Genomic DNA, 24067 nt, shown 5'->3' with positions numbered 1-24067 from the left:
GGCTGGTCACCGGTCGGCGGTCCGCCGGTGGAGGACGACGGGGACCGGCGGATCGCCGACCGGCAGACCTCAGTACGAGTAGAAGCCCCTGCCGGTCTTGCGGCCCAGGTCACCGGCGGCGACCATCCGCTGGAGCAGCTCCGGCGGGAAGAACTTCTCGTCAGCGGTGTCGGCGTAGATGTTCCTCGTGGCGTGCAGCAGTACGTCCACCCCGGTCAGGTCGGTGGTGGCCAGCGGCCCCATGGCGTGCCCGAAGCCGAGCTTGCAGGCGGTGTCCAGGTCCTCCGGCGACATCACGCCGGACTCGACCAGCTTGACCGCCTCCATCACCAGCGCGGTGATCAGGCGGGTGGTGACGAATCCGGCGATGTCCCGGTTGACCACCACCACGGTCTTGCCGATCTCCTCGGCGAAGGCCCGGACGGTGGCCAGCGTCTCGTCGCTGGTCTTGTAACCACGGACCAGTTCACAGAGCTTCATCATCGGTACCGGCGAGAAGAAGTGGGTGCCGACCACCGACTCCGGCCGCTGGGTCACCGCCGCGATCTGGGTGATCGGGATCGCCGAGGTGTTCGTCGCCAGGACGGCATCCGACCCGCAGATCTTGTCCAGCGCCCGGAACACCTCCTGCTTGACCTCCAGGCGCTCGAATACCGCCTCGACGACGATGTCCGCGTCGGCCGCCGCCTCCAACTCGGTCGTCGGCCGGATCCGGGCCAGCGTCGCCTCGACGTCACCGGCCTCGATCACGCCCTTCGCGGCGAACTTCCCCAGCGACGTACGGATGCCGTCCAGTCCCCGGGCGGTGGCCGCGTCGTCCAGGTCCCGCAGCGTCACCTGCCAGCCCGCCTGCGCCGCGACCTGCGCGATACCCGACCCCATCAGACCGGCCCCGATGACCGCGAGTCGACCCGCCATGTGCTCACTCCTCCGGCTGGATTGTGTCCTGGGAGCACCTTAACGCTCGCTCGGTCGGGTGCTCCGGGGCCGAGCCCGTACCCTCGTCGGACACCCTGGCGTGGCCTCGGCCCGAGCCGGCGTTGACCGGCGCGAACGACATCCAACCCCGTCGCTGGTTCCGTCGATCCTTGTTTGGCACACTGCCTGTGGCCACTGTCACGCCCGGCCACGCCGCCGGCGATCCGGTCCGCCCTGACCCGGTTCGGTGCCGGGGACGGACCGAGGAGGAGAACCCGTTGATGAACCCGCCGGTCGCCGACGGCATCCGCGAGGAGGAGCCGGAGAGCCCGGCGGAGCGCAGCCTACGACCCGGGCCCAGGTCCGAGTCCGGCACCGAGCGGGACACCGAACGCGTCCCCGGCGCCGAGCGGAACACCGGATCGGAGGCCGGGCGGGCCACCGGAGGTGCCGGCCGTCGTCCGGCCGGCCGGACGACGGCCCTGCTGGAATGGGCCCTGATCGGGGTCGGCATGGTGGTGCTGGCGGTCACCCCCCGCAAGGAGATGATCGGCGACGGCCTCGCCCGCTACTACGCGCTCGTCGGGCTGCTCGAACAGCAGAAACTGTCGGACACCGCGTACTCGCTGATCGGGCCGCTGTTCGCCACCCCGCTCTGGTTCGTCGGCCGGTGGACCGACGACACCCAGGCTGTGGTGGCGCAGTACAACTTCCTGCTCTTCACGCTCGGCCTGATGGTGATCCACATCCTGCTGCACAAGCGGATCGACGACCGGCTGCTCCGCCGCTTCCTGCTGCTCCTGATCGCCGGCAGCATGATCGGCGCGCATCTGCAGGACTTCTACGGCGAGGTCTTCACCACCGTGACGGTCGGCGTCGGGCTGCTCGCCGCGACGCTGCCGTGGACCGGCCGCTGGACCCGGATCGGCGGTTGGGTCGCGGTGGTGCTGGGGGTCGCCAACACCCCGGCTACGCTGCTGGCGCTCGGCCTGGTCGTCGGCCTGCTCTGCCTCCGCCGCAGGCGGCTGCGGTACCTGGCGGTCCCGCTGGTCACGGTACTGCTGATGATGGGCGAGGCGTGGCTGCGCTTCGGCGACCCGCTGCACAGCGTCTACCTGGACAACGGCGGCGGACGGACGGTCATGCCGTACTCGGGCGAGCCGGGCTTCTCCTATCCCTTCCTGCTCGGAGTCGTGGCCATCCTCTTCTCCTTCGGTCGGGGACTGCTCTGGTTCACCCCGGGACTCTTCCTGCCGATCCGCCGACGGCTGCGCGAGGAGGGCGGGGCGGCCGGCGACGACGTGTGGTCGTTCTGGCTGCTGTGGGCGGTTTTCGTGGCCGGCCTGGTGCTGGTCTACGCGTCCTGGTGGGCCTGGTACGGCGGCATGTACTGGGGGCCGAGGTTCTTCCTCTTCGCCATCCTGCCGGCCTGCCTGGCGCTGGCCGTGTGCCTCTCCGCCGAGCGGGCCGGGCCGTGGGCGAACCTGGCCACCCTCGCCGCCGTACTGCTCTCGGTCTGGGGCGCCGCCAACAGCCTGGTGTACGGGCAGGTCCGGCCGCTGATCTGCTACGACAACAACTGGTACCTGGAAGCGCTCTGCCACTTCACGCCGGAGTTCAGCCCGCTGTGGGCGCCGCTCATGGAGGCGCCGCCGCTGACCGGGTTGCAGCGTCTGGCTCTCGCCGGTTACGCCCTGGTGCTGCTCTGGTTCAGCGTGCCGCTGCTCGCCCGCCTCGCCCGCCAGGCCGGTACGGCCGTACGCGACCACCGCCAACTGCTGGGCTGGCGCAACTGGCGCTGGTAGCGACCCCGGCACCCGACCCGATGAGGCGGGCCGGTCGGCACGCCCGGGGCGACCGTCGTCAACCGGGTCGTCGTTGACGGCGACCGGGGTACGGCGGCGGAGGGTTCCGTCACCACCGCCGCACCCGGTTCATGCTCGGCGGTGTGCCACCGCCGTCAGATCACTGCGCGGCGCGCAGCGGAGCGAGGGCGGCGCTCCAGGCGACGACCTGGTCCAGCATCATGTTGAGCGGGCCCACGTGGAACTCGGCCGGCTTGAAGACGCTGTAGTTCTCGAAGTCGGTGGCGAGCGAGAACGCCACCTGGGTCCGTACGTCGGCCATCATCAGCTCGCCGGCGACCAGCCGCAGGTGCTCGACCGCGCGGGTACCGCCGGCCGAGCCGTAGCTGACGAAACCGACCGACTTGTTGTTCCACTCGGCGAACAGGAAGTCGATCGCGTTCTTCAGTGCGCCCGAGGTGGAGTGGTTGTACTCCGGCGTCACGATCACGAACCCGTCGAACGAGCGGATCTTGGCAGCCCACTCCAGGGTGTGCGGCTGGGCGTACTGGCCCATCGACGGCGGAACCGCCTCGTCCAGGTGCGGAAGCTTGAAGTCGAGCAGGTCGATGAGCTCGTACTCCGCGTCGCCGCGCTGCACCGCGTTGTCGAGCACCCAGCGGGCCACGGCCTCACCGTTCCGGCCGGGCCGGGTGCTACCAAGGATGATCCCAATCCTGGTCATGTTGCTTGTTCCCTTCTAAAACCGCGCAAGTTGCCTACGCTTGTCAGCTCAAGCAAATAGAGACTTTGTTGCTTTGTCAAGCAATCGAGGTGGTAGTGTGGTTTCCATGACAGGCTCCCTGCCGCCGCTCACTCCGGAGGAGGAGGCGGTGGTCCGGGCCCTCGGCCGGGCGATCCTGGTCGTGCCCCGGGCACTCGACGCCGATCTGTCGCGGGAACAGCGGATGTCCCTCAACGAATACTCCGCGCTGCAGCACCTGTCGGAGTCCCCCGACCGCCAGATGCGGATGAGCGAGCTCGCCGCCGCCTGCGACCTCTCGCTGAGCGGTATGACCCGGATCGTCAGCCGGCTGGAGCAGCCGGGCTACGTCGTCCGGGTCCGGTGCGCCGAGGACGCCCGTGGGTGGAACGCCGTGCTCACCGACGCCGGCCTCGCCCGGCTGGAGCAGGCCTACCCCACCCAGCTGGCGAGCGTACGCCGACACATCGTGGACCACCTCGACGGCCTGGACCTCCGCCAGCTCGCCGCCGCCCTGCAGAATCTGGCGACCACCGGCGTCTGCGAGAACCACCCGGAGGACGGCCGGGTCGCGACCGCACCGCCGGCCGAGCCGGGCAGTGGCCAGCGGGCCGAGCCGCCGGACGACCGGGCCGCCGGCGTGACGGCGGGCTCCTGACCCTCGCACCAACGCGGCGCGGGGTCGGGGAGCACCGGTCGCGGCCGGACGGCGGAAGGTCATAGCGTGAAGGCCGGTTCTTCCGGGGCGGTGGCCCGCTCCACCTCGACCCCGAGCCCACGCAGGTCGGAGATGAAGTCCGGGTAGCCACGGTCCACGTGGTGCACGTGTGAGACCTCGGTGACGCCGTCGGCGCAGAGTCCGGCGATCACCAGCCCGGCGCCGGCCCGGATGTCGGTGGCCCGGACCGGGGCGCTGGAGAGTCGTTCGCGTCCCCGGACGACCGCGTGGTGCCCGTCGGTCTTGATGTCCGCGCCCAGCCGGGCCATCTCGTTCACGAACATGAACCGGCCGTCGAAGATGTTCTCGGTGACCAGCGAGGCCCCCTCGCTCACCGAGGCCAGCCCGATCGCCATCGGCAGCAGGTCGGTGGCGAAACCGGGGAACGGCAGGGTCACCACGTCGACCGCGGACGGCCGCCGGTCGAGTTGGACCCGGAACGCGTCGACCCGGGTCTCCACCAGACAGCCGGCGGAGACCAGCTTGTCGAGCGCGATCTCCAGGAAGGCCGGACTCGCCCCGGTCACCGTCACGTCGCCGCGGGTCATCGCCGCCGCGAAGGCCCAGGTGCCGGCGACGATCCGGTCGCCGACCGTGGCGTGCCGCACCGGCCGCAGCTCGGGGACCCCCTCGATCCGCAGGGTGGAGGTGCCGGCGCCCTCGATCCGGGCACCCATCCGGTTGAGCATCGTGCAGATGTCGACGATCTCCGGCTCCCGGGCCGCGTTGTCGATCTCGGTCATCCCGCTGGCCAGCACCGCCGCCATCACCAGGTTCTCGGTGGCGCCGACGCTCGGGAAGTCGAGCCAGATGGTGGCGCCGTGCAGGCCCCGCGGCGCCGAGGCGATGACAAAACCGTGCTCGCCCGAGATGTCCGCGCCCATCCGGGCCAGGCCCGCCACGTGCATGTCCAGCCCTCGGGAGCCGATCGCGTCACCGCCCGGGTGCGCCACCCGGACGTACCCGCGCCGGGCCAGCAGCGGGCCGAGCACACAGATCGACGCGCGGAGCCGGCGTACCAGGTCGTAGTCCGCCTCGGTGCCCGGCGCCTCCGGCACGTCGATGGTCACCGAGCAGGACCGGGCACCGTCGCCGGCCGGCCCGGTACCGCCGCCCGTTGTCACCGGCCCCGCGTCGTCGACGAACGAGACCTGACAGCCGAGCCGGCGCAGCACCTCGCCCATGATGGCGATGTCGGTGATCCGGGGTACGTTCGTGATCACACTCTGTCCCGGCGCGAGCAGGGCCGCCGCCATCAGCTTGAGCGCCGAGTTCTTGGCGCCGACCACGTGCACCTGGCCCGCCAGCCGGGCCCCGCCACTGACTCTGATCACGTCCACGTCGCAGATCGTAGAGTCGTCGGCGCCACCCGGCCCGGCGCCGTCCGGCCACGCCCCGGCCACCGGCTCCCCGACCGCCCCCGGCCGGGCGGACGTGGTCGGCGCCGACATCCGTACGCTGTGCGTCATGGCCGTCCACCTCAACCGCATCTACACCAGGGCCGGCGACGCCGGCACGACCAGGCTGACCAACAACGAGAAGGTCGCGAAGACGGACCCCCGGATCACCGCGTACGCCGACGTCGACGAGTGCAACGCGGCGATCGGGGTGGCGCTGGCCCTCGGCCAGCTCGACGAGCGCCTCCGCGTGGTCCTCGGCCGGATCCAGAACGATCTCTTCGACGTCGGCGCGGACCTGTCCAACCCCGTCGACCCGGAGCCGGCGTACCCGCCGCTGCGGGTCACCGAGGAGTACGTGGAGCGGCTGGAGGGCTGGTGCGACGAGTTCAACGCGGAACTGGCCAAGCTCGACTCCTTCATCCTGCCCGGCGGCACCCCGGGTGCGTCGCTGCTGCACGTGGCCCGCACGATCGCCCGCCGCGCGGAACGCTCGGCGTGGGCGCTCGTCAATCATGAACCGGACCGAACCAGTCCTCTTCCGGCAAAGTATCTCAACCGGCTCTCCGACCTGTTGTTCATCCTGGCAAGATCGGCAAATCCGGACGGAGATGTGCTATGGGTACCCGGTGGCGAGCGCTGATCCCCCGCTAGGCGGCCTGCACCACGTCGAAATCTGGGTACCGGACCTGGACCGGGCCGTCCGCGGCTGGGGCTGGCTCCTCGGCGAGCTGGGCTGGACGCCGTTCCAGGACTGGCCGGGCGGGCGGTCCTGGCGGCTCGGCCACACCTACCTGGTGCTGGAGGAGTCCCCGGCGATGTCGTCCCGCCGGCACGACCGGCTCGCCCCGGGCCTCAACCACCTGGCCTTCCACGCCGGCCCACCCGCCGTGGTGGACCGGCTGGTCACCGAAGCCCCGGCGTACGGCTGGACGCTGCTCTTCGCCGACCGCCACCCGTATGCCGGCGGGCCGGACAACTACGCCGGCTACCTCGCCGACGAGGCCGGTTTTGAGGTGGAACTCTGCGCCACGGTCCCCGCCGTCGACGGCTGACCGTCCCCGCCGGCGCCCGCGCCCATCGCGAGGTCCACCGTCGCCCGGCTGGCAGGTCGTCAGCTCCGGCAGCCGCCCGCCCTGCCGGTGCTCGGGGGGCTTGACCAGCGGGGTCGCCGGGCGAGGAGGGTAGATTCGCCCCTGGTGGAGCCCGGACCATCGCTGGTTCCGCCAGCGACGAGCCAGACCGGCACGGGCCCCACGCCGAAGTCTGGTGGTACGAGCACGGGTTGGAGGTGCCGCTTCTTGGATCGCCCCGAAGCCCCGTCGTGGCCCCTGGTCGGCCGGGACGAGGAGTTGGCACTGACCCGTAGGTTCCTGCGGCAGGCGACGGTGAACGGCGCGTCGTTGCTGGTCTCCGGGGAGCCCGGCGTCGGCAAGACGGCACTGCTCGACGCGGCCACGGCGTTCGCCACGGAGGCGGGGATGCGGGTGCTCCGGGCGGCCGGGGTGGAGTTCGAGGCGGGCATCAGCTACTCCAGCCTCCACCAGCTGCTGTTCCCGCTGTACGACTCCTTCGCCGACCTCCCGCCCGTACACCACGAAGCACTCCAGGTGGCGCTCGGGTTCGGAAGCGGACAACCACCGGACCGGTTGCTGGTCTCCAACGCGGTGCTGTTGCTGCTCCGCCAGATGGCCACGGCGCGTCCGCTGCTGCTGATCGTCGACGACCTGCCCTGGCTGGACCGGGCCAGTTCGGCGGTGCTCGGGTTCGTCGCGCGCCGGCTGGTCGGCACCAGCGTCGGTTTCCTGGCCGCCTCACGGTCGCACACCGGCAGTTTCTTCGAGCACCAGGGAATACCCGAGGTGGTACTACAGCCGCTGCAACCGCAGGCGGCCACCGAGCTGATCAACAAACGCTGTCCCAGGCTCGCCCCGGCCGTGCGGCGTCGGTTGCTCGCCGAGGCCCACGGGAACCCGCTCGCCCTGCTGGAGCTGCCCACCGCGCTGACCGGATCCCAGCGTCTCGGCGCGGCATCCCTGCCTGCGGTACTTCCGCTGACCCGACGTCTGCAGTCACTCTTCGCGTCACGGGTGTCCCGACTGCCCGAGGCGTGCCGTCGGCTCCTCCTGCTCGGGGCGCTGGACGGTAGCGGCGAACTGGGCGTACTGCTCGCGGCAGCCGACGAGCACGACCTCGACGACCTCGAACCGGCCGAACGTGACCAACTGGTCCATGTCCACACCAACACCCGCCGTCTCGCCTTCCGGCACCCGCTGATCGAGTCAGCTGTCGTCGAGGTGGCCACCAGCAGCGAACTGCGCTGGGCGCACACCGCCCTCGCCCGGGCGCTGGTCGTACAGCCCGAACGGAGGGCATGGCACCTCGGCGAGGCCGCGGTCGGACCGGACGAGAGCGTCGCGGCCCTGCTGGAGCAGGCCGCGCACCGGATCCTGCGGCGAGGCGACGCGGTGGGTGCGGTCGCGTCGTTGACCCGGTCCGCCGACCTGACCCCGGACCCCGTCGAGCGCGGCCGACGGTTGGCGCAGGCCGCCTACATCGGCGCCGACGCGGGCGGCGAACTGACCAGTGCCTCGCAACTGTTGGACGACGCCCGCCGGGCCAGCCCGGCCGGTTCGCTGTACGCCACCGCCGCAGCCGTGCACCTGTTGCTCAACAGCGACGGCGACATCAGGACCGCACACCGGCTACTCGTCGGCGCCATCGAGTCGGGCGACCACGGCTACGACGCCGACGACCCGGCCCTGATCGACGTGTTGCACACGCTCCTGCTGGTCTGCTTCTACTCCGGTGAGCCCACCGCGTGGGAGCCCCTTCTCCTCGCGCTGGACCGGCTGACGCCCCGGGCGCCGGACCTGCTCACGGTGGCGGCCGCGACCTTCGGCGACCCGGCACGGACGGGTCAGGCGGCGGTGGCCCGCCTCGACGCGCTCGTGGCCGGCACGAGCGACGAGGTCGACCCCACGGAGATCGTCCGGGTGGGGATCGCCTCCATCTACCTGGATCGGCTCTCCGAGTGCCGGGACGCGGACTGGCGGGTGGTCCGCCTCGGGCGGGACGGCGCCGCGCCGGCCCGCCGCCACTTGGGCGCGCTGTTGCACCTCTGCTTCGACGACTACCACGCCGGGCGGTGGGGCGAGGCGGCGGAACTCGCGGAGGAGGGCATCCGGCTCTGCGACGAGCACGGCTTCCGGTTCTTCACCTGGTACTTCCAGTACGTCAAGGCGCTGCTCGCGGCGGCGTCGGGAAACGCCGGGCACAGCGACGCGTTGACGGACGCCATGCTGCGTTTCGCGGCGCCGCGCGGAGCCCGGGCCGCGGAGTTCTACTCCTACCACGTACGGGGACTGAACGACCTCGCCCGTGGTGACTACGAGAGTGCGTACCAGCACACTGCCCTGATCAGTCCGGCCGGCACCCTCGCCCCGTACGTGCCGCACGCGATGTGGGTGTGTCTGGATCTTGTGGAGGCGGCTGTCCGTACCAACCGGTTCTCCGAGGCCGCCGCACACGCCGCCGCCGTCAGGCAGGCGAACCTCGCCGCGTTGTCGTCGCGGCTCGCCCTGCTCGCTGCGGCGGCGTCTGCGGTCGCCACCCCCGACGACCAGGCAGCGGAGCTGTTCGAGAAGGCCCTGGCGCTGCCGGACATCGAGCGGTGGCCGTTCGATCTGGCACGGGTGCGGCTGGCGTACGGGGAGCGGTTGCGCCGCACCAGGGCAACCGGAAAGTCCCGGGTGCAACTCCGGAGGGCGCTGGCGGCCTTCGAGCGGCTGGGTGCCCGGCCCTGGGTCGAACGGGCGAGCAGTGAGTTGCGGGCCACCGGTCTGGCGAAGCCGAGGAAGGCTCCGCGGCCGGCCGTGCTCACCCCCCAGGAACGGGAGATCGCCGAACTCGCCGGGTCCGGTCTGACGAACAAGCAGATCGGCGAGAAGTTGTTCCTCTCGCACCGCACCGTCGGCACCCACCTCTACCAGGTCTTCCCCAAACTGGGGATCGCCTCCCGGGCCGCGCTCCGCGACGCCCTCGCGGCGCTTCCCGAGGAGGCGGACGCGGAACTCGAAGAGACGCCCGACCGGTAGGTCGGGCGGCGTGCCGCCGCGTCCACCCGCCCCGCCGACGTCCGCGTTCACGCCGACGGATGCCCGTCCTCGGCCAACCGCTTGAGGCGCAGCAGCGTGTCCTGGTGGGCGTAGTAGATCTCCTCCGCCTGGACGTCGCGTACCGGCGCGGTGTTCAGTTCCCGCTCGACCTTCCTGGCGATCACCTGCGTGCCCGGGCTGAGCGGGAGGAGGATCCACGCCTGGTAGACGCTCAGGTCGGGCGAGGAGCCGATCCAGCCGAACCGGCTTTCCGGCTCGTACTCCGAAACCACGGCATCCAGACGGATCCCGTACATCTCAATCTCGAAGGCCGCACCGACCCTGATTTCGCCCGGTACGTGCGTCCGGCGTACCTGCGGGACCCAACCCGGCCATCGCAGGACGTCGACCAGGTGCGCGTACACCCGTCGCGGTGACGCCTCGATGACGGCCTCGCCGTGCGCGGACGATTCCGTGTACGCCGGCGTGAAGTCCGCGGGCCGGTGGATGTCCCGACGCGCCCAGGACACGCCGCGACGGGCCCGGTGGTGCGTCATGCCGTCCCTCCTTCCACTGTTCCGGGCACCCGCTGTCCGTCCGGTCGGCCCGCTCCGACGGGTGCCCGACGTTCCACACCCGCACGAGATCGAGCCTCCTGCCACCGGCGTGCCGAGTGACCGGTCACATGACTGGCCGGTTGACTGCCGGCCCGCCGGAAGGTCGTGGTCGGCGCGGGGGTGCGGCCGGCGGGGGTCACCACGGCTCGACACGCGCGGCCGGGCGGTGGCGGGTGTGCCGTGCCGTCACACCGCCGCGTGGCGTATCTCGGACACCGGTCGGTACGTCACCGGCTCCCGGCGGTCCCCCGGTACCGCCGGCATCCAAGTCATCTGACAGATGCGGTACCGGCAACGGCTCCCCGACGCTGTGATCGCGGTGGCGCGCCGGGAGGGCGCGGCCGGTGACAGGGACCCGGCCGCGCCCTCGCGCCGCCGGCGCAGCGGTGCCCTCAATCCGAGGGGCCGAATCAGGGAGAGGAACGCACATGCCGTACATCACCGTGGGCGAGGAGAACAGCACGGCGATCGAGCTGTACTACGAGGACCACGGCAGCGGTCAGCCGGTGGTACTGATCCACGGCTTCCCGCTCGACGGGCAGTCGTGGGAGAGGCAGGCGGTCGAGCTGCTCGGGGCCGGCTATCGGGTCATCACCTACGACCGCCGCGGCTTCGGCCGGTCCAGCCGGACCGCGCTCGGGTACGACTACGACACCTTCGCGGCGGACCTGAACGTCCTCATGGAGAAGCTCGACCTGACCGACACCGTTCTCGTCGGCTTCTCGATGGGCACCGGCGAGGTCGCCCGGTACGTCAGCCGGTACGGATCGGCGCGGGTCGCGAAGGTCGCTTTCCTCGCCTCGCTGGAGCCGTTCCTGCTCAAGACGGACGACAACCCGACCGGCGCCGCGCCCCGGGAGTTCTTCGCGGACGTCTCGGCGCAGGTGCGGAAGGACCGGTACGCCTACTACACGGCCTTCTACGCCGACTTCTACAACCTCGACGAGAATCTGGGCACCAGGATCAGCAAGGAGGCTGTCCGGAACAGCTGGTCCGTCGCCGCTGGCGGCGGTTGGTACGGCGCCGCCGCCGCCCCGATGACCTGGTTCACCGATTTCCGGGCCGACATCCCGAAGATCGACGTGCCGGCCCTGATCCTGCACGGCACCGCCGACCGGATCCTGCCGATCGACGCCACCGGGCGTCCCTTTCACCGGGCGCTGCCCAGCGCCGACTACGTCGAGATCGAAGGGGCACCGCACGGCCTGCTCTGGACCCACGCCGAGGAGGTCAACCGGGCACTACTCGCCTTCCTCGCCTCGTGAGGGCCTGAGCGGCCGGGGGATCACGGGCGGGCGGGGTGGCTGCCCCGCCCGCCCGCTTCGCGGGGCGGGGACGGCCGGGACGGCGTCGGCCGATGGGTCAGCGCACCGGGCGGCGGTCGACGTCGTCACCGGTGCCGTCGTCGCCGGCCGCGTCCCAGCCCGGTCCGGTGCCGAGGTCCCGACCGGGACCGGACCGGATCGGGTCGACCGGCCGGAAGTCGTCGTCGACCAGGCCCAGGCGGTGCGCGACCACCGCCGCCTGCACCCGGTTGCGCAGTCCGAGCTTCTCCATCGCCGCCGAGACGTGCGTCTTGACCGTGGTCACCCCGAGGTGCATCCGGCCGGCGATCTCGGCGTTGGAGAGGCCGGCGCCGACCAGGGCCAGCACCTCCCGCTCCCGACCGCTGAGCAGCCGCCGCGCCGACGGCCGGGCGTTGTCGGCCTCCCGTTCGGCCTCCTGGGTGTGCGCCCGCAACGCCCGGTTGACGATCCGGGACAGCACCGCCGAGGCCAGCAGCGGCTCACCCCGGGCGGCCCGGCCGACCGCGTCGACCAGGTCCTCCGGGGCGCCGTCCTTGACCAGGTAGCCGATCGCGCCGGCACCGAGCGCCCCGTAGATGTTGGCGTCGTCGGCGAAGGTGGTGAGGATCAGCACCCGGGTGGCGGGATGCTGGTCGAGGATCCGCCGGGTCGCCTCGATGCCGTCCATCCGGGGCATCCGCAGGTCCATCAGCACCACGTCGGGGCGGAGCCGTTCGGCGAGCCGTACCGCCTCCCGACCGTCGCCGGCCTCGCCGACGATGTCGAAGCCGCCGGCGGTCCGCAGCAGCAACGTGACCCCGGCCCGGACCAGGGCCTGGTCGTCCACCACGAGTACCCGGATCATCGCCCCTGCCGATGCTCGGTCCGGATGGGCCCGGACGTCGTCGTCTTCTCCCGGATCGGCAGGTGGGCGGAGAGCCGCCAGCCGCCGGCGCCGGTGGGCCCGGCCCGCAGGGTGCCGCCGAGCAGGCGTACCCGTTCCCGCATGCCGGCCAGCCCGTGGCCGGACGGTGGGAGCAGGTCCGGACGGGGATGCTCCGGCCCGCTGTCGAGCACCTCGACCAGGAGACCGGTGCTGTCGGGCCGGACGTCCACCGAGGCGCTCGCTCCCGGGCCGGCGTGCTTCAGCGTGTTGGTGAGCCCCTCCTGGACCACCCGGGCAGCGGTGGTCCGTACCACCAGCGGGGCGTCGCCGATGTCGCTGGCCAGGCTCATGCTCACCGCCACCCCCGCCGCCCGGACCCGCTGTTCCGCGTCGGTGATCAACTGCTCCGGCTCGATCGGGGGGCCGCCCGCCGCCACCGCGTCCGGATCCCGCAGCACCTCCAGCAGCGCCCGCAACTCGTCCAGTACCTGGCCGGCGGTGACCCGCAGCTCACCGAGCGCCTGCACCGCGTCGTCCACCCGGCCGGTACGCCGGGCCGCGTACTGGGCGGCGCCCGCCTGCAACGCGATGGCGCCGACGTGGTGCGCGACGATGTCGTGCAGGTCCCGGGCGATCGCCGCCCGTTCGGCCAACCTGGCCGCCCGGGTCTGGACCTCCTGCCGCGCCTCGGCCTCCCGGGCCCGTTCCTCGGCCGACTGTGCGGCCCGGCGCAGCCCGCCGAGGTAGCGGGCCAGCGCGACCGGGGCCACGGCGATCCCGGCGAAGCCGGCGAGTTGCACGAACCCCTGCTGGCCGGGGAGCAGTCCCTGGCTACCCGGTCCGATCAGGTGCACCAGCGAGGCCCCGTACGCCAGACCGAGCGCCAGGGCGGTCGCCGGCCAGTTGGCGGTGTACGCGATCAGGCCCAGCGCGATCAGCGAGCCGCACTGGGCGATGTCCCCGCTCAACGGCGCGGTCCAGTTGGCGGTGGCCAGCAGCAGGCTCTCCACCACCAGCACCGGCCACGGCCAACGGCGGGCCGCCGCCAGGGTCAGCCCGGTGGCCAGCGTGACGACCAGCGCTAGCGGTCCGCTCTGCACCATCGGCCAGCCGATCTTGACGAGCCCCACGCCACCGCCGATGAGTCCCATCAGCACGTCTGGCCACCATCTTCGCGGTTCCCGCACCCGGCAACGATACGGAGGCGGAGCCGCGGCAGCTACTCCTGCCACCGGCCACGCCGCCTCCTCCGAGTGGCCGGCATACCGGCCGTCCGTACGACATCGGAGGTTGGCGGGCTCGCCTAGCTTCGGTCCGTGTCCACCGAGATGATCTCGTTCCTGACCCAGTTGGCGCGCAACCCCCTGGCGGTCGGTGCGGTAGCGCCGAGCAGCGTGCCTCTCGCCGAGCGGATCACCGCCACCATCCCGCGTACCGGCCAGCCGCTGGTCGTCGAGCTCGGACCGGGCACCGGCTCGTTCACCCGGATGATCCAGCAACGGCTCGCCGGTCAGGGCCGCCACCTCGCGGTGGAGATCAACCCGACCTTCGCGGACCTGCTGGCGCAGCGGCATCCGGAGGTTGACGTCCTGAAGGCCGACGCCGGGTCGCTGGGCCGGCTGCTCGCCGAGCGGAACCTGCCCCGGGCCGAGGTGATCGTCAGCGGTCTGCCCTGGGCGGTCTTCAGCGAACAGAAGCAGCGGGAGATCCTGGTCGCGGTCGTGGCGGCTCTCGCCGACGACGGCGCGTTCACCACCTTCGCCTACCAGCACGCCCGGTGGGCGCCCCCGGCCCGGCGGCTGCAGCGGATGCTCCGCGAACTCTTCGAGGAAGTGGTGGTCGGGGGCACGGTGTGGGCGAATCTGCCGCCTGCCGTGGTCTACCACTGTCGCCGCCCGATCCGGCAGCCCGCCGCCGTCTCCTCCTGACCGTACCGGTCGGGGCTGCTGGGCGGCTGGGTCGGCTCAGTCGCGGAGGACCAAATGAGAAACCGCCCCCGGAGGGGCGGATTCGAGCCAGGAGAGGAAACCGGTGACCGTGGACTTCGCCATCGCGATCTCCACGGGCGCCTGGTGGCTGGTACAGCGGAGGATGATCCAGTCGGCGGGCATGATCAGCCGCTCCTGACCCTCGGGCAGCCGGCGACGCTCGACCGCGAGGCCGCGCCGGGACAGCACCCGTTTCGGCCGGAGGGCGAAGCTGAACATCCGGTACCACCGGAGCTCGGTCTCAGAGAGCCGGGCGAACCCCGACGACCAGCCTCGGCCGTCCAGCATCGTCGAGACCCGGACGCTGAGCCGGATGATTCCGCCGGACCTGGTGACCAGGGCACGGCGGATGAACAGTGCCGCGACCGCGACGAGCAGGACGAGAACGCCGACTCCGATCCATCGCAAGACCAGCATCGACGCCCCGGATCAGCGCGCTACGGACTCGGTCACCCGGCTGGCGCTCTCGGCCAGCACCGTGACCCCGGAGCCGGTCACCGACAGGAATCCGCCGTTCACCTCGTAGGTGAGCTGCTCACCGCCGGCCAGCTTGATCCGCACCTGGCCGGGCTCGGCGAGCTGACCCAGCAGCGGAGCGTGCCCTGGCAGCACCCCGAGCTCGCCCTCGGTCGTCCGGGCCACGACCATCTCGGCGTCGCCGGTCCAGATCTTCTCCTCGACGGCTACGAGCTCGACCTGTAGCTGTGCCACGCTGTCTCCTTGCTGCGGCGGCGGGATGGGCAAATTCTAGTCCGACTCCCGGCGGCGCTCCCAGCCGGGTGCCCGGAGCGGACCGGCTCGTCCGCTCCGGGCCGGCCAACTCACTTGACCTTGTTCAACAGTTCGGGATGGGACATCACGAACGTGTCGATGCTGCCGTCCCCCAGGGCGGCGAAGAAGTCGTCGGCGATCGGCTTGAACGCCTCGCCCTTGTAGCTGTCCCCCTGGAAGACGCCACCACCCGGCAGCTTGATCATCTGAATGCTGTCCGAGCGCAGTTGACGCAGGGCGAAGCCGAAGTCCAGCAGCTTGTGACCCCGGCCGCTGAAGATCAGCGACTTCCCGGCCGCCTGCACCACCTTGTCGAGCTTGAGCGGGTTGGTCACCACGTCCTTGCTCAGCGCCTGGTCGGCCATGGCCCGGACGAACTGCTGCTGGTGCCGCTGCCGCCCGTAGTCACCGTCGGTGACGCCGTTCTCCGGGTAGCGCTGCCGGACGTAGTCCAGCGCCTGCCAGCCCTCCAGATGGCGGCTGCCCTTCTTGTACTTCGCCTGCGGGCCGAGGTAACCGCCGCCGCCGGGCTTGAGCGTCCGCTGCCTGCCGTCCGGCTGCTTGTGCTCGGAGCTGACGTTCTGGTCGATGTACATGGTGACACCGCCCATCGCGTCGACGATCTTCTGGAAACCGCCGAAGTTGATGATCGCGCCCGCGTCGAACCGCTTGATCCCGGTGACCTTGCTGACCGTCATCGAGAGCAGTTCGAAGCCCTGGGCGGCGTCGGGGAGCCGTTTCGCCGGGTTGTGGCTGCCGTACGACATCGCCGCGTTCAGCTTGGTGGTGTCGCCGTTGAAGTTCGCCTTCTCGAACCGGGGGATCTGCACGACCAGGTCCCGGGGCAGCGAGAAGAGGTACGCCGAGTCGAGCGTCGAGTTGACGTGCAGCACCATGACCGAGTCGGCCAGCGGCGGCACGTCCGGCTGTCGAGGGTCGATGCCGACGAGCAGGATGTTGAGCGGACCCTTGATGTCCGCCTTCTTCACCTCGGTGGCCCCGGCCGCCTCGTCGCCGAAGAGGTCCTCCTGCTGGACGGCCCCCTCGAAGCGGGCGAGCACCGCCTCGAACCCGACCAGGCTGCCCCCGCTGAGCACCACCAGCACGATCCCGAAGATCAGACAGACCCGGGCCCACCTGGGCACCGTGGACTTCTTCCGCCGGCCCTCCTTGATCGGCCGTACGCTGCTCGACCAGCCGCCCTCGCCGCCGACGCCGTCCGGTCGACCCGCGTCCGACCGGCGGGTACGTCTGTCGGACCGACCAGCGCCCTTGCCGCCCTCGCTCACCCGCATCTCTCCGTTTCGTTTCACCCACGCCTCGCATCGGCGCGCCTCATCCGTCCAGCCCCACCAGGCGAGGATCGCCGCGCCTCTTCCTGAAGATCCATCACGCCCGCCTGCCGTCCGGGTGCCGGCGGGCAGCGCGCCCGGTGCGCCCACTACCGTGGGCGGACGTCCGGGACGCCGTTCGTGCCGAGTTCACGCCGGATCCACCCGTGGATCCGGCGGCGGAGCGACGCCGTGCGGCAGCGGTCGTACCGCGCGGCGTCGGCCCGTGGGGTCAGGTCACTTGACCTTGTTCAACAGTTTGGGATTGGACATCACGAAGGTGTCGATGGTCCCGTCCCGCAGGGCGGCGAAGAAGTCGTCGGCGATCGGTTCGAACCGCTCACCCTGGTACTTGCCGCCCTCCATGACGCCGCCACCCGGTAGCTTGATCATCTGGATGGTGTCCGAGCGCAGTTGACGCAGGGCGAAGCCGAAGTCCAGCAGCCGGTGGCCCCGGCCGCTGAAGATCAGCGACTTTCCGGCCGCCTGAACCACCTTGTCGAGCTTGAGCGGGTTGGTCACCACGTCCTTGCTCAACGCCTGGTCGGCCATGGCTCGGACGAACTGCTGCTGGTGCCGCTGCCGGTCGTAGTCACCGTTGGGCAGGCCGTACCGCTGTCGGACGTAGTCCAGCGCCTCCCAGCCCTGGAGATGACGGGTGCCCTTCTTGTACTCCTTCTGCGGGCCGAGATAACCGCCGCCGCCCGGCCGGAGGGTCCGCTGCTTGCCGTCCGGTCGCTTGTGCTCCGACTTCACGTTCTGGTCGATGTACATGGTGACACCGCCCATCGCGTCGACGATCTTCTGGAAACCGCCGAAGTTGATGATCGCGCCCGCGTCGAACCGCTTGATCCCGGTCACGTTGCTGACCGTCTGGGAGAGCAGCTCGAAGCCCTGCGCGGCACTCGGCAGCTTGCCCGGCACCTTGCTGCCGTGGGCCATCGCCCCGTTCAGCTTCTCGCGGCCGCCGGCGAAGCCGGCCTTCTCGAACCGCGGGATCTGCACCAGCAGGTCCCGGGGCAGCGAGAAGAGGTACGCCGAGTCGAGCGTCGAGTTGACGTGCAGCACCATGATCGAGTCCGCCAGCGGCGGCGTCTCCGGATTCCGCGGGTCGATGCCGACCAGCAGAATGTTGAGCGGACCCTTGATGTCCGCCACCTTCGGTGCCCCGCCACCGGCCTCGTCGCCGAAGAGGTCGGCCTCGGTCACCGCACCCTCGACCCGGGCGAGTGCCATCTTGAAACCACCCAGCGCCAACCCGCTGAGCACCACGAGCACCGCGCCGAAGACCGTGCAGAGGCGGGCCCATCTCGGTGCCCCGGACTTCCTGTCCTTCGTCCGGCCCCTGCCCTTCCGGGCCGGACCGGCAATCTCGTCACCACCGGATCGCTCGGCGTCCAGCCGGCCGCCGGGGTGCCTCGGAACCGGACGCTCCCGGTCCGGGCGGCCGGCTCTCCTGCCCGGTCGGCCTCCGCCCTTGCCGCCTTCACTCACCAGCTTCTCCATTCGTAGCGCCCCGTAGAGAAGGACGAGCCCACCGGGCAGAGACGTTGCAGAGATTAACGCCGGATTTGCTTGACCGCCAACGGCGATCCGAGTTAATAACGCGTTACGAAAGCGTCAGAAACGGGTCAAGGGCGAACAAAGGCGCAGGAGAGCACGAGCGTGACCAGCCAGAACGACGAAGGACCGCGTCGGACGAAGCCGACGCGGTCCTGTCGTGTGATCTGGCCCTCGAACTAGTCCTTCATCAGCTCGCGGGCGTTGCGCTCCAGGTCGTCCAGGCCACCGCACATGAAGAAGGCCTGCTCGGGGAAGTGGTCGTACTCACCCTCGGCGATCTTCTTGAACGCCTCGACGGTGTCCTTGACCGGCACGTACGAGCCCTTGATGCCGGTGAAGACCTCGGCCGCGTACGTGTTCTGGGAGAGGAACCGCTCGATCCGGCGGGCCCGGCCCACGGTGAGCTTGTCCTCTTCCGAGAGCTCCTCGATACCGAGGATGGCGATGATGTCCTGCAGGTCCTTGTAGCGCTGCAGGATCCGCTTCACCTCGGAGGCGACCGCGAAGTGCTCGGCGCCGACGAACTCCGGCGCGAGGATCCGCGACGAGGACGCCAGCGGGTCCACCGCCGGGTAGATGCCCTTGTCGGAGATCGACCGCTCCAGGTTGGTGGTGGCGTCCAGGTGGGCGAAGGTGGTGGCCGGCGCCGGGTCGGTGTAGTCGTCCGCCGGCACGTAGATCGCCTGCATCGAGGTGATCGCCTGGCCCCGGACCGAGGTGATCCGCTCCTGGAGCTCGCCCATCTCGTCCGCCAGGGTCGGCTGGTAACCCACCGCGCTCGGCATCCGGCCGAGCAGGGTGGAGACCTCCGAACCGGCCTGGGTGAACCGGAAGATGTTGTCGATGAAGAGCAGCACTTCCTGCTTGTTCACGTCACGGAAGTACTCCGCCATGGTCAGCGCGGAGAGCGCCACCCGCAGCCGGGTACCCGGCGGCTCGTCCATCTGGCCGTAGACCAGCGCGGTCTTGTCGATGACGCCGGACTCGGTCATCTCGTGGATCAGGTCGTTGCCCTCACGGGTCCGCTCACCCACGCCGGCGAACACCGAGGTACCACCGAAGTTGTTCGCCACCCGGGTGATCATCTCCTGGATGAGCACCGTCTTGCCCACGCCGGCACCGCCGAACAGGCCGATCTTGCCGCCCTTGACGTACGGGGCGAGCAGGTCGATGACCTTGATGCCGGTCTCCAGCATCTCGGTCTTCGGCTCGAGGTCGGCGAAGGCCGGCGCCTTGCGGTGGATCCCCCACCGGTCGGCAGCCTCGAACGTCTCGCCCTCCTTGAGGTTGAGCACCTCGCCGATGGCGTTGAAGACGTGGCCCTTGACGGCGTCACCGACCGGCACCATGATCGGCGAGCCGCTGTCGCGTACCTCGGTGCCCCGGACCACACCGTCGGTCGGCTGCATCGAGATGGCCCGGATCATGTTGTCACCCAGGTGCTGGGCGACCTCCAGGGTGAGCGTCCGACGCCCACCGGAGAGTTCCACGTCCAGGTTGAGGGCGTTGAAGATCTCGGGCATGGCATCGCGCGGGAACTCGGCGTCGATGACCGGGCCGATGACCCGGACCACCCGGCCCGTCGCGGTCTTAACTGGAGCAGTCATCACACTTCACTTCCCGACGCGGCCAGCGCGTTGGCGCCGCCGACGATCTCGCTGATCTCCTGGGTGATGCCGGCCTGGCGGGCCGAGTTCATCTCGCGCGTGTACTTCTCGATCATCTCTTCGGCGTTGTCCGTCGCGCTCTTCATCGCGCGACGGCGTGAGGCCGACTCGCTCGCCGCCGACTCGATCAACGCCGCGTAGATCCGCGTGTTGATGTACTTCGGCAGCAGCGCGTCGAGCAGCGCCTCCGCCTCCGGCTCGAACTCGTACGCCGGCAGCGGGGTGTTCGCCTCGCTGCGCGGCCGGGTCTCGACCTCCATCGGCCCGATGATCCGGGTCTGCGGGGTCTGCGCCATCAGCGACTTGAACTGGGTGTAGACGATGTGCAACTCGTCCACGCCGAGCACCCCGTCGATGCCCGGGCCGCCGCCGTCGATGTCGTCGGCACCGGAGACGAACGCCTTGACCAGCGTGTCACCGACCTGCTTGGCGTCCTCGAACGAAGGCTGTTCGGAGAAGCCGGTCCAGCTCGCCTCGACCTTGCGCTGACGGAACCGGTAGTAAGCGACCCCCTTGCGGCCGATCACGTACAGCACCGGTTCCTTGCCGTCGGCCCGCAGCCGCGCGATCAGCGACTCGGCCGCCTTGATCGCGTTGGAGGTGTACCCACCCGCCAGGCCGCGGTCGCTGGTGATCACGACCACCCCCGCCCGGCGCACCTTCGGCCGGGCGGTGAGCAGCGGGTGGTCGATCCGCGCGTTGGAAGCCAACGCCGTGAGCACCCCGGTGATGGCCTGGGCGTACGGCAGCGACGCCTCGACCCGGGACTGGGCCTTGGCGAGCCGGCTCGTCGCGACGAGCTCCATCGCCTTGGTGATCTTCTTCATCGACTTCGCCGAGCGGATCCGTTGACGAAGAACGCGAACCTGGGCAGCCACCGGTCAGCCCTACTTCTCGTCCGACGCGGGCTCGCTGTCCCGGTACCGGGTGACCGTCTCGCGGTCCTGCTCGCCCTCCAGCGGCGCGGCGGCCGCCTCGTTGACCCGCACCTGGTCCTCCTTGCCGAGGAACATCTGCTTGAACCGCGCGACGGCCTCGTTCAGGGAGTTGATGATGTCGTCGTCCCAGTTGTTGTCCGCGATCGACTGCATCGTCGGCTTGTACTGGTGACGGAGGAACTCCAGGAACTCGGACTCGAAGCGCCGGACCTCGCCGATCGCGATGTCGTCCAGCTTGCCCTCGGTGCCGATCCAGACCGAGACGACCTGCTCCTCGACCGGGAAGGGCGAGTAGTTGGTCTGCTTCAGCAGCTCGACCAGCCGGGCGCCCCGGCTGAGCTGGTCCTGCGAGGCCTTGTCCAGGTCCGAGGCGAGGGCGGCGAACGCCTCCAGCTCGCGGTACTGGGCGAGGTCCAGCCGGAGCCGGCCGGCCACCTTCTTCATCGGCTTGACCTGCGCGGCGCCACCGACCCGGGAGACCGAGGTACCCACGTTGATCGCCGGCCGGACACCCTGGTTGAACAGGTCCGTCTCCAGGAAGATCTGGCCGTCGGTGATCGAGATGACGTTGGTCGGGATGAACGCCGAGATGTCGTTGCCCTTGGTCTCGATGATCGGCAGACCGGTCATCGAGCCGCCGCCCATCTCGTCGGAGAGCTTCGCGCAGCGCTCCAGCAGCCGGGAGTGCAGGTAGAAGACGTCACCCGGGTACGCCTCACGGCCCGGCGGGCGGCGCAGCAGCAGCGACACCGCGCGGTACGCCTCGGCCTGCTTGGTCAGGTCGTCGAAGACGATCAGGACGTGCTTGCCGCCGTACATCCAGTGCTGGCCGATCGACGAGCCGGCGTACGGGGCGATGTACTTGAAGCCGGCCGGGTCGGAGGCGGGCGAGGCGACGATGGTGGTGTACTCCATCGCGCCGTGCTCCTCGAGCAGGCCCTTCACCGAGGCGATGGTCGAGCCCTTCTGCCCGATCGCCACGTAGATGCAGCGGACCTGCTTCGCCGGGTCGCCGGAGAGCCAGTTGTCCCGCTGGTTGAGGATGGTGTCCAGGGCGACCGTGGTCTTGCCGGTCCGCCGGTCACCGATGATCAGCTGCCGCTGACCCCGGCCGATCGCGGTCATCGCGTCGATGGCCTTGAGGCCGGTCTGCAGCGCCTCGCTGACGCTCTGCCGGGCCATCACGTTCGGCGCCTGCAGCTCCAGCTCGCGGTAGCCCTCGTTGACGATGTCGCCGAGGCCGTCGATCGGCTGGCCGAGCGGGTTGACCACCCGGCCGAGGAACGCGTCGCCGACCGGCACCGAGAGCACCCGGCCGGTGCGCTTGACGCGCTGCCCCTCCTCGATACCGCCGTAGTCGCCGAGGACCACGACGCCGATGTCCCGGACGTCGAGGTTCAGGGCGACACCGAGGGTGCCGTCCTCGAACTCCAGCAGCTCGTTGGTCATGGTCGAGGGCAGGCCCTCGACGTGGGCGATGCCGTCACCGGCGTCGGCGACGGTGCCGACCTCCTCACGGGAGACGTCGGGCGAATAGGAGGAGACGTAGCGCTCCAGCGCGCCGCGGATCTCCTCCGACGAGATGGTCAGCTCGGCCATCCTCTTCTTCCTCTATTCAGGGCCCGGTTAACCGGAACGGCGGGAATGTCTGGTCAGCGCTCGGCGCGGACGTCGAGGGAACTCAACGCTTCGCGAGCGCGTTTCGGGTGTCGGTGAGGCGGCGCAGGATTGTGCCGTCGTAGAGGTCGGAACCGATCCGGACGCTCAGGCCGCCGAGCACAGCCGGGTCCACCGTCTGCTTGACGGAGACCTCTCGACCGTATAGCTCGGTGAGCTTGACGCCCAGTCGGCGTTCCTCGTCGTCGGAGAGCGGGGCCGCGACGGTGACGTACGCCACCTGACGGTCCCGCCGGTCCGCGGCCAGCTCGACGAGCCGGGTCAGTGCCCCGGTGAAGGAGCGCCCACCGAAGCCGGCGAGCGCCACCTCGACCAGCTTGACCGTGACCGGCGCGGCCTTGTCGGCCAGCAGCGACCTGGTCAGCTCGGCCCGCTGCGCCACCGGCGCGATCGGGTCGGAGAGCACGTTGCTCAGCTCCGGGTTGGCGGTGACCAGCTGACCGAAGCGGAACAGCTCGTCCTCCACCTCGCCCAGCTCCCCGGCGCGGTCCGCGCTGGCCAGCAGCGCCTCCACACCGAGCCGCTCGGTCCCCTCCAGCAGCTCCGACGGGGCCGACCAGCGACCGGCGACCAGTGCGCCGAGCAGCTCCCGGGAGTCGGCGCCGATCTTGTCGCCGACCAGGTTGCCCAGCAGGCCGACCCGGTCCTCGCCGGCCCGGGCCGGGTCGGAGAGAGCCCGGCGCAGCCGCGGCTCCCGCCGCAGCAGGCCGGCGACCAGACCGATCTCGTCACCGGTGGTGGCGATCCGGTCCGCCGCGGCGTCCCCGGCGTACGCGTCGAGACGCTGCCGTGCGGCGGCGTACGACTCCCGGCTGGCGGCCTGCATCAGCTCGTCCTCACGGCGGAGCCGTTGGCCGATCCGTTGCCGGCTCCGACGCCCTCCAGGTCGGCCAGGAACCGCTCGACGGTGCCCTTGCGGCGGGCCTCGTCGACCAGCGACTCACCGACGATCCGGCTGGCCAGGTCCACCGCGATCGTGCCGACCTCGGTACGCAGCTCGCGCACGATGGTGGCCCGCTCGGCGGCGAGCTGGTCCTTGCCGGCCTGAATGATCCGGTCGGACTCCTCGCGGGCCTTCGCCAGCACGTCCGAACGGATGCCTTCGGCGTCGGCCCGGGCGTCGTCCCGGATCTTCGCCGCGTCGGTCCGCGCCTCGGCGAGCTGGGCGCGGTACTGCTCCAGCAGCTGGTTGGCCTCGGCCTGCGCGGCCTCGGCCCGCTTGATGCCACCCTCGATCGCGTCGACCCGGGCCTGGAACGTCTGTTCCATACGCGGGAAGACGTACTTCATGAGCACGAAGCAGAGCAGCGCGAACGCCACCGTGCCGACCACGATCTCCTGCCAGAGCGGCACGATCGGGTTGTGCCCGCCTTCCGCGGCAAGACTCAACATCCGGAACCTCCCTTTCGAGGGATACGGCTAGTTGCCGAAGGCGTAACCGAAGGCGATGCCCAGCAGCGCCAGCAGCTCGATGACGGCGAAGCCGATCCAGACGTACGGCAGGGTGATCCGGGACGACTCCGGCTGGCGGGCGGTCGACTGGATGTAGGCGCTGAAGACCAGGCCGACACCGATACCCGGGCCGATGGCCGCGAGGCCGTAGCCGATGGAGCTGAGGCTGCCGGTGATTTCGACGGCGGCGAGGGTCGACGACAACATTGGTTGG

23 protein-coding genes are annotated in these 24067 nt (G+C 70.5%); 7 read left to right on the top strand and 16 right to left on the bottom strand.

The genetic code is table 11. The annotated features are described in order from the left end of the window. Positions 1-69 precede the first annotated feature (69 nt). On the bottom strand, positions 70-918 hold the full coding sequence (locus V1633_RS04485; RefSeq protein ID WP_331212863.1) for a 3-hydroxyacyl-CoA dehydrogenase family protein: 849 nt from the start codon (positions 916-918) through the stop codon (positions 70-72). Positions 919-1199: 281 nt separating this feature from the next. Between V1633_RS04485 and V1633_RS04480 the strand changes: the two genes are divergently transcribed. After that, the gene (locus V1633_RS04480) at positions 1200-2723 is read left to right on the top strand and encodes a hypothetical protein (RefSeq protein ID WP_331212862.1); all 1524 of its coding nucleotides are present in this window, start codon (positions 1200-1202) and stop codon (positions 2721-2723) included. A gap of 160 nt (positions 2724-2883) precedes the next feature. Here the strand turns inward: V1633_RS04480 and V1633_RS04475 are convergent, their stop codons facing one another. Next, positions 2884-3447: an NADPH-dependent FMN reductase gene (locus tag V1633_RS04475; RefSeq protein WP_331212861.1), complete on the bottom strand. Its 564-nt coding sequence runs from the start codon at positions 3445-3447 to the stop codon at positions 2884-2886. Positions 3448-3553: 106 nt separating this feature from the next. Between V1633_RS04475 and V1633_RS04470 the strand changes: the two genes are divergently transcribed. Further along, on the top strand, positions 3554-4123 hold the full coding sequence (locus tag V1633_RS04470) for a MarR family winged helix-turn-helix transcriptional regulator (protein ID WP_331212860.1): 570 nt from the start codon (positions 3554-3556) through the stop codon (positions 4121-4123). Between the two features lie 59 nt (positions 4124-4182). Here V1633_RS04470 and murA read toward each other — a convergent pair whose 3' ends face one another. Continuing rightward, positions 4183-5652, bottom strand: coding sequence for a UDP-N-acetylglucosamine 1-carboxyvinyltransferase (gene murA, locus V1633_RS04465; protein WP_331212859.1), 1470 nt, complete (start codon positions 5650-5652; stop codon positions 4183-4185). Here murA and V1633_RS04460 point away from each other — a divergent pair. The 3 genes from V1633_RS04460 (at position 5651) to V1633_RS04450 (ending at position 9677) form a co-directional block, all read left to right on the top strand. Beyond that, the gene (locus tag V1633_RS04460; protein WP_331212858.1) at positions 5651-6223 is read left to right on the top strand and encodes a cob(I)yrinic acid a,c-diamide adenosyltransferase; all 573 of its coding nucleotides are present in this window, start codon (positions 5651-5653) and stop codon (positions 6221-6223) included. The two genes, murA and V1633_RS04460, sit on opposite strands and share 2 nt — an antisense overlap. Next, on the top strand, positions 6210-6635 hold the full coding sequence (locus V1633_RS04455) for a VOC family protein (protein ID WP_331212857.1): 426 nt from the start codon (positions 6210-6212) through the stop codon (positions 6633-6635). Before V1633_RS04460 ends, V1633_RS04455 begins: the two co-directional genes overlap by 14 nt. 246 nt (positions 6636-6881) lie before the next feature. Further along, the gene (locus tag V1633_RS04450) at positions 6882-9677 is read left to right on the top strand and encodes a helix-turn-helix transcriptional regulator (RefSeq protein WP_331212856.1); all 2796 of its coding nucleotides are present in this window, start codon (positions 6882-6884) and stop codon (positions 9675-9677) included. A gap of 47 nt (positions 9678-9724) precedes the next feature. On the opposite strand, the gene V1633_RS04445 is transcribed toward V1633_RS04450, so the two are convergent. Next, complete coding sequence (locus V1633_RS04445) at positions 9725-10234, bottom strand: SRPBCC family protein (protein ID WP_331212855.1); 510 nt, start codon at positions 10232-10234, stop codon at positions 9725-9727. 488 nt (positions 10235-10722) lie between these two features. On the opposite strand from V1633_RS04445, the gene V1633_RS04440 reads away from it, so the two are divergent. Next, the gene (locus V1633_RS04440) at positions 10723-11559 is read left to right on the top strand and encodes an alpha/beta fold hydrolase (protein ID WP_331212854.1); all 837 of its coding nucleotides are present in this window, start codon (positions 10723-10725) and stop codon (positions 11557-11559) included. 97 nt (positions 11560-11656) lie between these two features. On the opposite strand, the gene V1633_RS04435 is transcribed toward V1633_RS04440, so the two are convergent. Further along, the gene (locus V1633_RS04435) at positions 11657-12445 is read right to left on the bottom strand and encodes a response regulator transcription factor (RefSeq protein WP_331212853.1); all 789 of its coding nucleotides are present in this window, start codon (positions 12443-12445) and stop codon (positions 11657-11659) included. Continuing rightward, complete coding sequence (locus tag V1633_RS04430) at positions 12442-13617, bottom strand: sensor histidine kinase (RefSeq protein ID WP_331213138.1); 1176 nt, start codon at positions 13615-13617, stop codon at positions 12442-12444. Before V1633_RS04430 ends, V1633_RS04435 begins: the two co-directional genes overlap by 4 nt. A 165-nt stretch (positions 13618-13782) precedes the next feature. Between V1633_RS04430 and V1633_RS04425 the strand changes: the two genes are divergently transcribed. Next, complete coding sequence (locus tag V1633_RS04425; RefSeq protein ID WP_331212852.1) at positions 13783-14394, top strand: class I SAM-dependent methyltransferase; 612 nt, start codon at positions 13783-13785, stop codon at positions 14392-14394. A gap of 36 nt (positions 14395-14430) precedes the next feature. Here the strand turns inward: V1633_RS04425 and V1633_RS04420 are convergent, their stop codons facing one another. The 10 genes from V1633_RS04420 to V1633_RS04375 form a co-directional block, all read right to left on the bottom strand. Further along, on the bottom strand, positions 14431-14871 hold the full coding sequence (locus V1633_RS04420; RefSeq protein ID WP_331212851.1) for a DUF2550 domain-containing protein: 441 nt from the start codon (positions 14869-14871) through the stop codon (positions 14431-14433). Positions 14872-14883: 12 nt separating this feature from the next. Then, positions 14884-15165 (bottom strand): F0F1 ATP synthase subunit epsilon, encoded by a 282-nt coding sequence (locus V1633_RS04415; RefSeq protein ID WP_331212850.1) that lies wholly within the window; start codon positions 15163-15165, stop codon positions 14884-14886. Between the two features lie 110 nt (positions 15166-15275). Further along, a complete protein-coding gene (locus V1633_RS04410) occupies positions 15276-16538 on the bottom strand; it encodes an LCP family protein (RefSeq protein WP_331212849.1) in 1263 nt (420 codons plus the stop codon). Between the two features lie 255 nt (positions 16539-16793). After that, positions 16794-17927, bottom strand: a complete 1134-nt coding sequence (locus V1633_RS04405) for an LCP family protein (RefSeq protein WP_331213137.1) — start codon at positions 17925-17927, stop codon at positions 16794-16796. 368 nt (positions 17928-18295) lie between these two features. Continuing rightward, positions 18296-19726 (bottom strand): F0F1 ATP synthase subunit beta, encoded by a 1431-nt coding sequence (gene atpD, locus V1633_RS04400; protein WP_331212848.1) that lies wholly within the window; start codon positions 19724-19726, stop codon positions 18296-18298. Beyond that, positions 19726-20664 carry a F0F1 ATP synthase subunit gamma gene (locus V1633_RS04395; RefSeq protein WP_331212847.1) on the bottom strand — a complete coding sequence of 313 codons (939 nt, stop codon included), beginning with the start codon at positions 20662-20664 and terminating at the stop codon, positions 19726-19728. Before V1633_RS04395 ends, atpD begins: the two co-directional genes overlap by 1 nt. 9 nt (positions 20665-20673) lie before the next feature. Further along, positions 20674-22323 carry a F0F1 ATP synthase subunit alpha gene (gene atpA, locus V1633_RS04390; protein WP_331212846.1) on the bottom strand — a complete coding sequence of 550 codons (1650 nt, stop codon included), beginning with the start codon at positions 22321-22323 and terminating at the stop codon, positions 20674-20676. Between the two features lie 82 nt (positions 22324-22405). Beyond that, positions 22406-23227: a F0F1 ATP synthase subunit delta gene (locus V1633_RS04385; protein WP_331212845.1), complete on the bottom strand. Its 822-nt coding sequence runs from the start codon at positions 23225-23227 to the stop codon at positions 22406-22408. After that, complete coding sequence (locus tag V1633_RS04380; protein ID WP_331212844.1) at positions 23227-23793, bottom strand: F0F1 ATP synthase subunit B; 567 nt, start codon at positions 23791-23793, stop codon at positions 23227-23229. The genes V1633_RS04385 and V1633_RS04380 overlap by 1 nt, the downstream gene beginning before the upstream one ends. 27 nt (positions 23794-23820) lie before the next feature. Then, positions 23821-24060, bottom strand: coding sequence for an ATP synthase subunit c family protein (locus V1633_RS04375; RefSeq protein ID WP_331212843.1), 240 nt, complete (start codon positions 24058-24060; stop codon positions 23821-23823). Between the last annotated feature and the right edge of the window lie 7 nt (positions 24061-24067).

Source organism: Plantactinospora sonchi (assembly GCF_036422035.1).
Lineage (GTDB): Bacteria > Actinomycetota > Actinomycetes > Mycobacteriales > Micromonosporaceae > Plantactinospora > Plantactinospora sonchi.
The sequence above is the reverse complement of the archived record's forward strand: the minus strand, read 5'-3'. Positions and strand labels throughout refer to the sequence as shown.

Excerpts from the sequence above, each read along its gene's own strand:
- V1633_RS04380 (WP_331212844.1), bottom strand. The coding sequence starts at position 23,793 with ATGTTGAGTCTTGCCGCGGAAGGCGGGCACAACCCGATCGTGCCGCTC.
- V1633_RS04485 (WP_331212863.1), bottom strand. The coding sequence starts at position 918 with ATGGCGGGTCGACTCGCGGTCATCGGGGCCGGTCTGATGGGGTCGGGT.
- V1633_RS04375 (WP_331212843.1), bottom strand. The coding sequence starts at position 24,060 with ATGTTGTCGTCGACCCTCGCCGCCGTCGAAATCACCGGCAGCCTCAGC.
- V1633_RS04480 (WP_331212862.1), top strand. The coding sequence starts at position 1,200 with ATGAACCCGCCGGTCGCCGACGGCATCCGCGAGGAGGAGCCGGAGAGC.
- V1633_RS04445 (WP_331212855.1), bottom strand. The coding sequence starts at position 10,234 with ATGACGCACCACCGGGCCCGTCGCGGCGTGTCCTGGGCGCGTCGGGAC.
- V1633_RS04440 (WP_331212854.1), top strand. The coding sequence starts at position 10,723 with ATGCCGTACATCACCGTGGGCGAGGAGAACAGCACGGCGATCGAGCTG.
- V1633_RS04435 (WP_331212853.1), bottom strand. The coding sequence starts at position 12,445 with ATGATCCGGGTACTCGTGGTGGACGACCAGGCCCTGGTCCGGGCCGGG.
- V1633_RS04430 (WP_331213138.1), bottom strand. The coding sequence starts at position 13,617 with ATGGGACTCATCGGCGGTGGCGTGGGGCTCGTCAAGATCGGCTGGCCG.
- murA (WP_331212859.1), bottom strand. The coding sequence starts at position 5,652 with ATGACGCACAGCGTACGGATGTCGGCGCCGACCACGTCCGCCCGGCCG.
- atpA (WP_331212846.1), bottom strand. The coding sequence starts at position 22,323 with ATGGCCGAGCTGACCATCTCGTCGGAGGAGATCCGCGGCGCGCTGGAG.
- V1633_RS04420 (WP_331212851.1), bottom strand. The coding sequence starts at position 14,871 with ATGCTGGTCTTGCGATGGATCGGAGTCGGCGTTCTCGTCCTGCTCGTC.
- atpD (WP_331212848.1), bottom strand. The coding sequence starts at position 19,726 with ATGACTGCTCCAGTTAAGACCGCGACGGGCCGGGTGGTCCGGGTCATC.
- V1633_RS04475 (WP_331212861.1), bottom strand. The coding sequence starts at position 3,447 with ATGACCAGGATTGGGATCATCCTTGGTAGCACCCGGCCCGGCCGGAAC.
- V1633_RS04460 (WP_331212858.1), top strand. The coding sequence starts at position 5,651 with ATGGCCGTCCACCTCAACCGCATCTACACCAGGGCCGGCGACGCCGGC.
- V1633_RS04470 (WP_331212860.1), top strand. The coding sequence starts at position 3,554 with ATGACAGGCTCCCTGCCGCCGCTCACTCCGGAGGAGGAGGCGGTGGTC.
- V1633_RS04385 (WP_331212845.1), bottom strand. The coding sequence starts at position 23,227 with ATGCAGGCCGCCAGCCGGGAGTCGTACGCCGCCGCACGGCAGCGTCTC.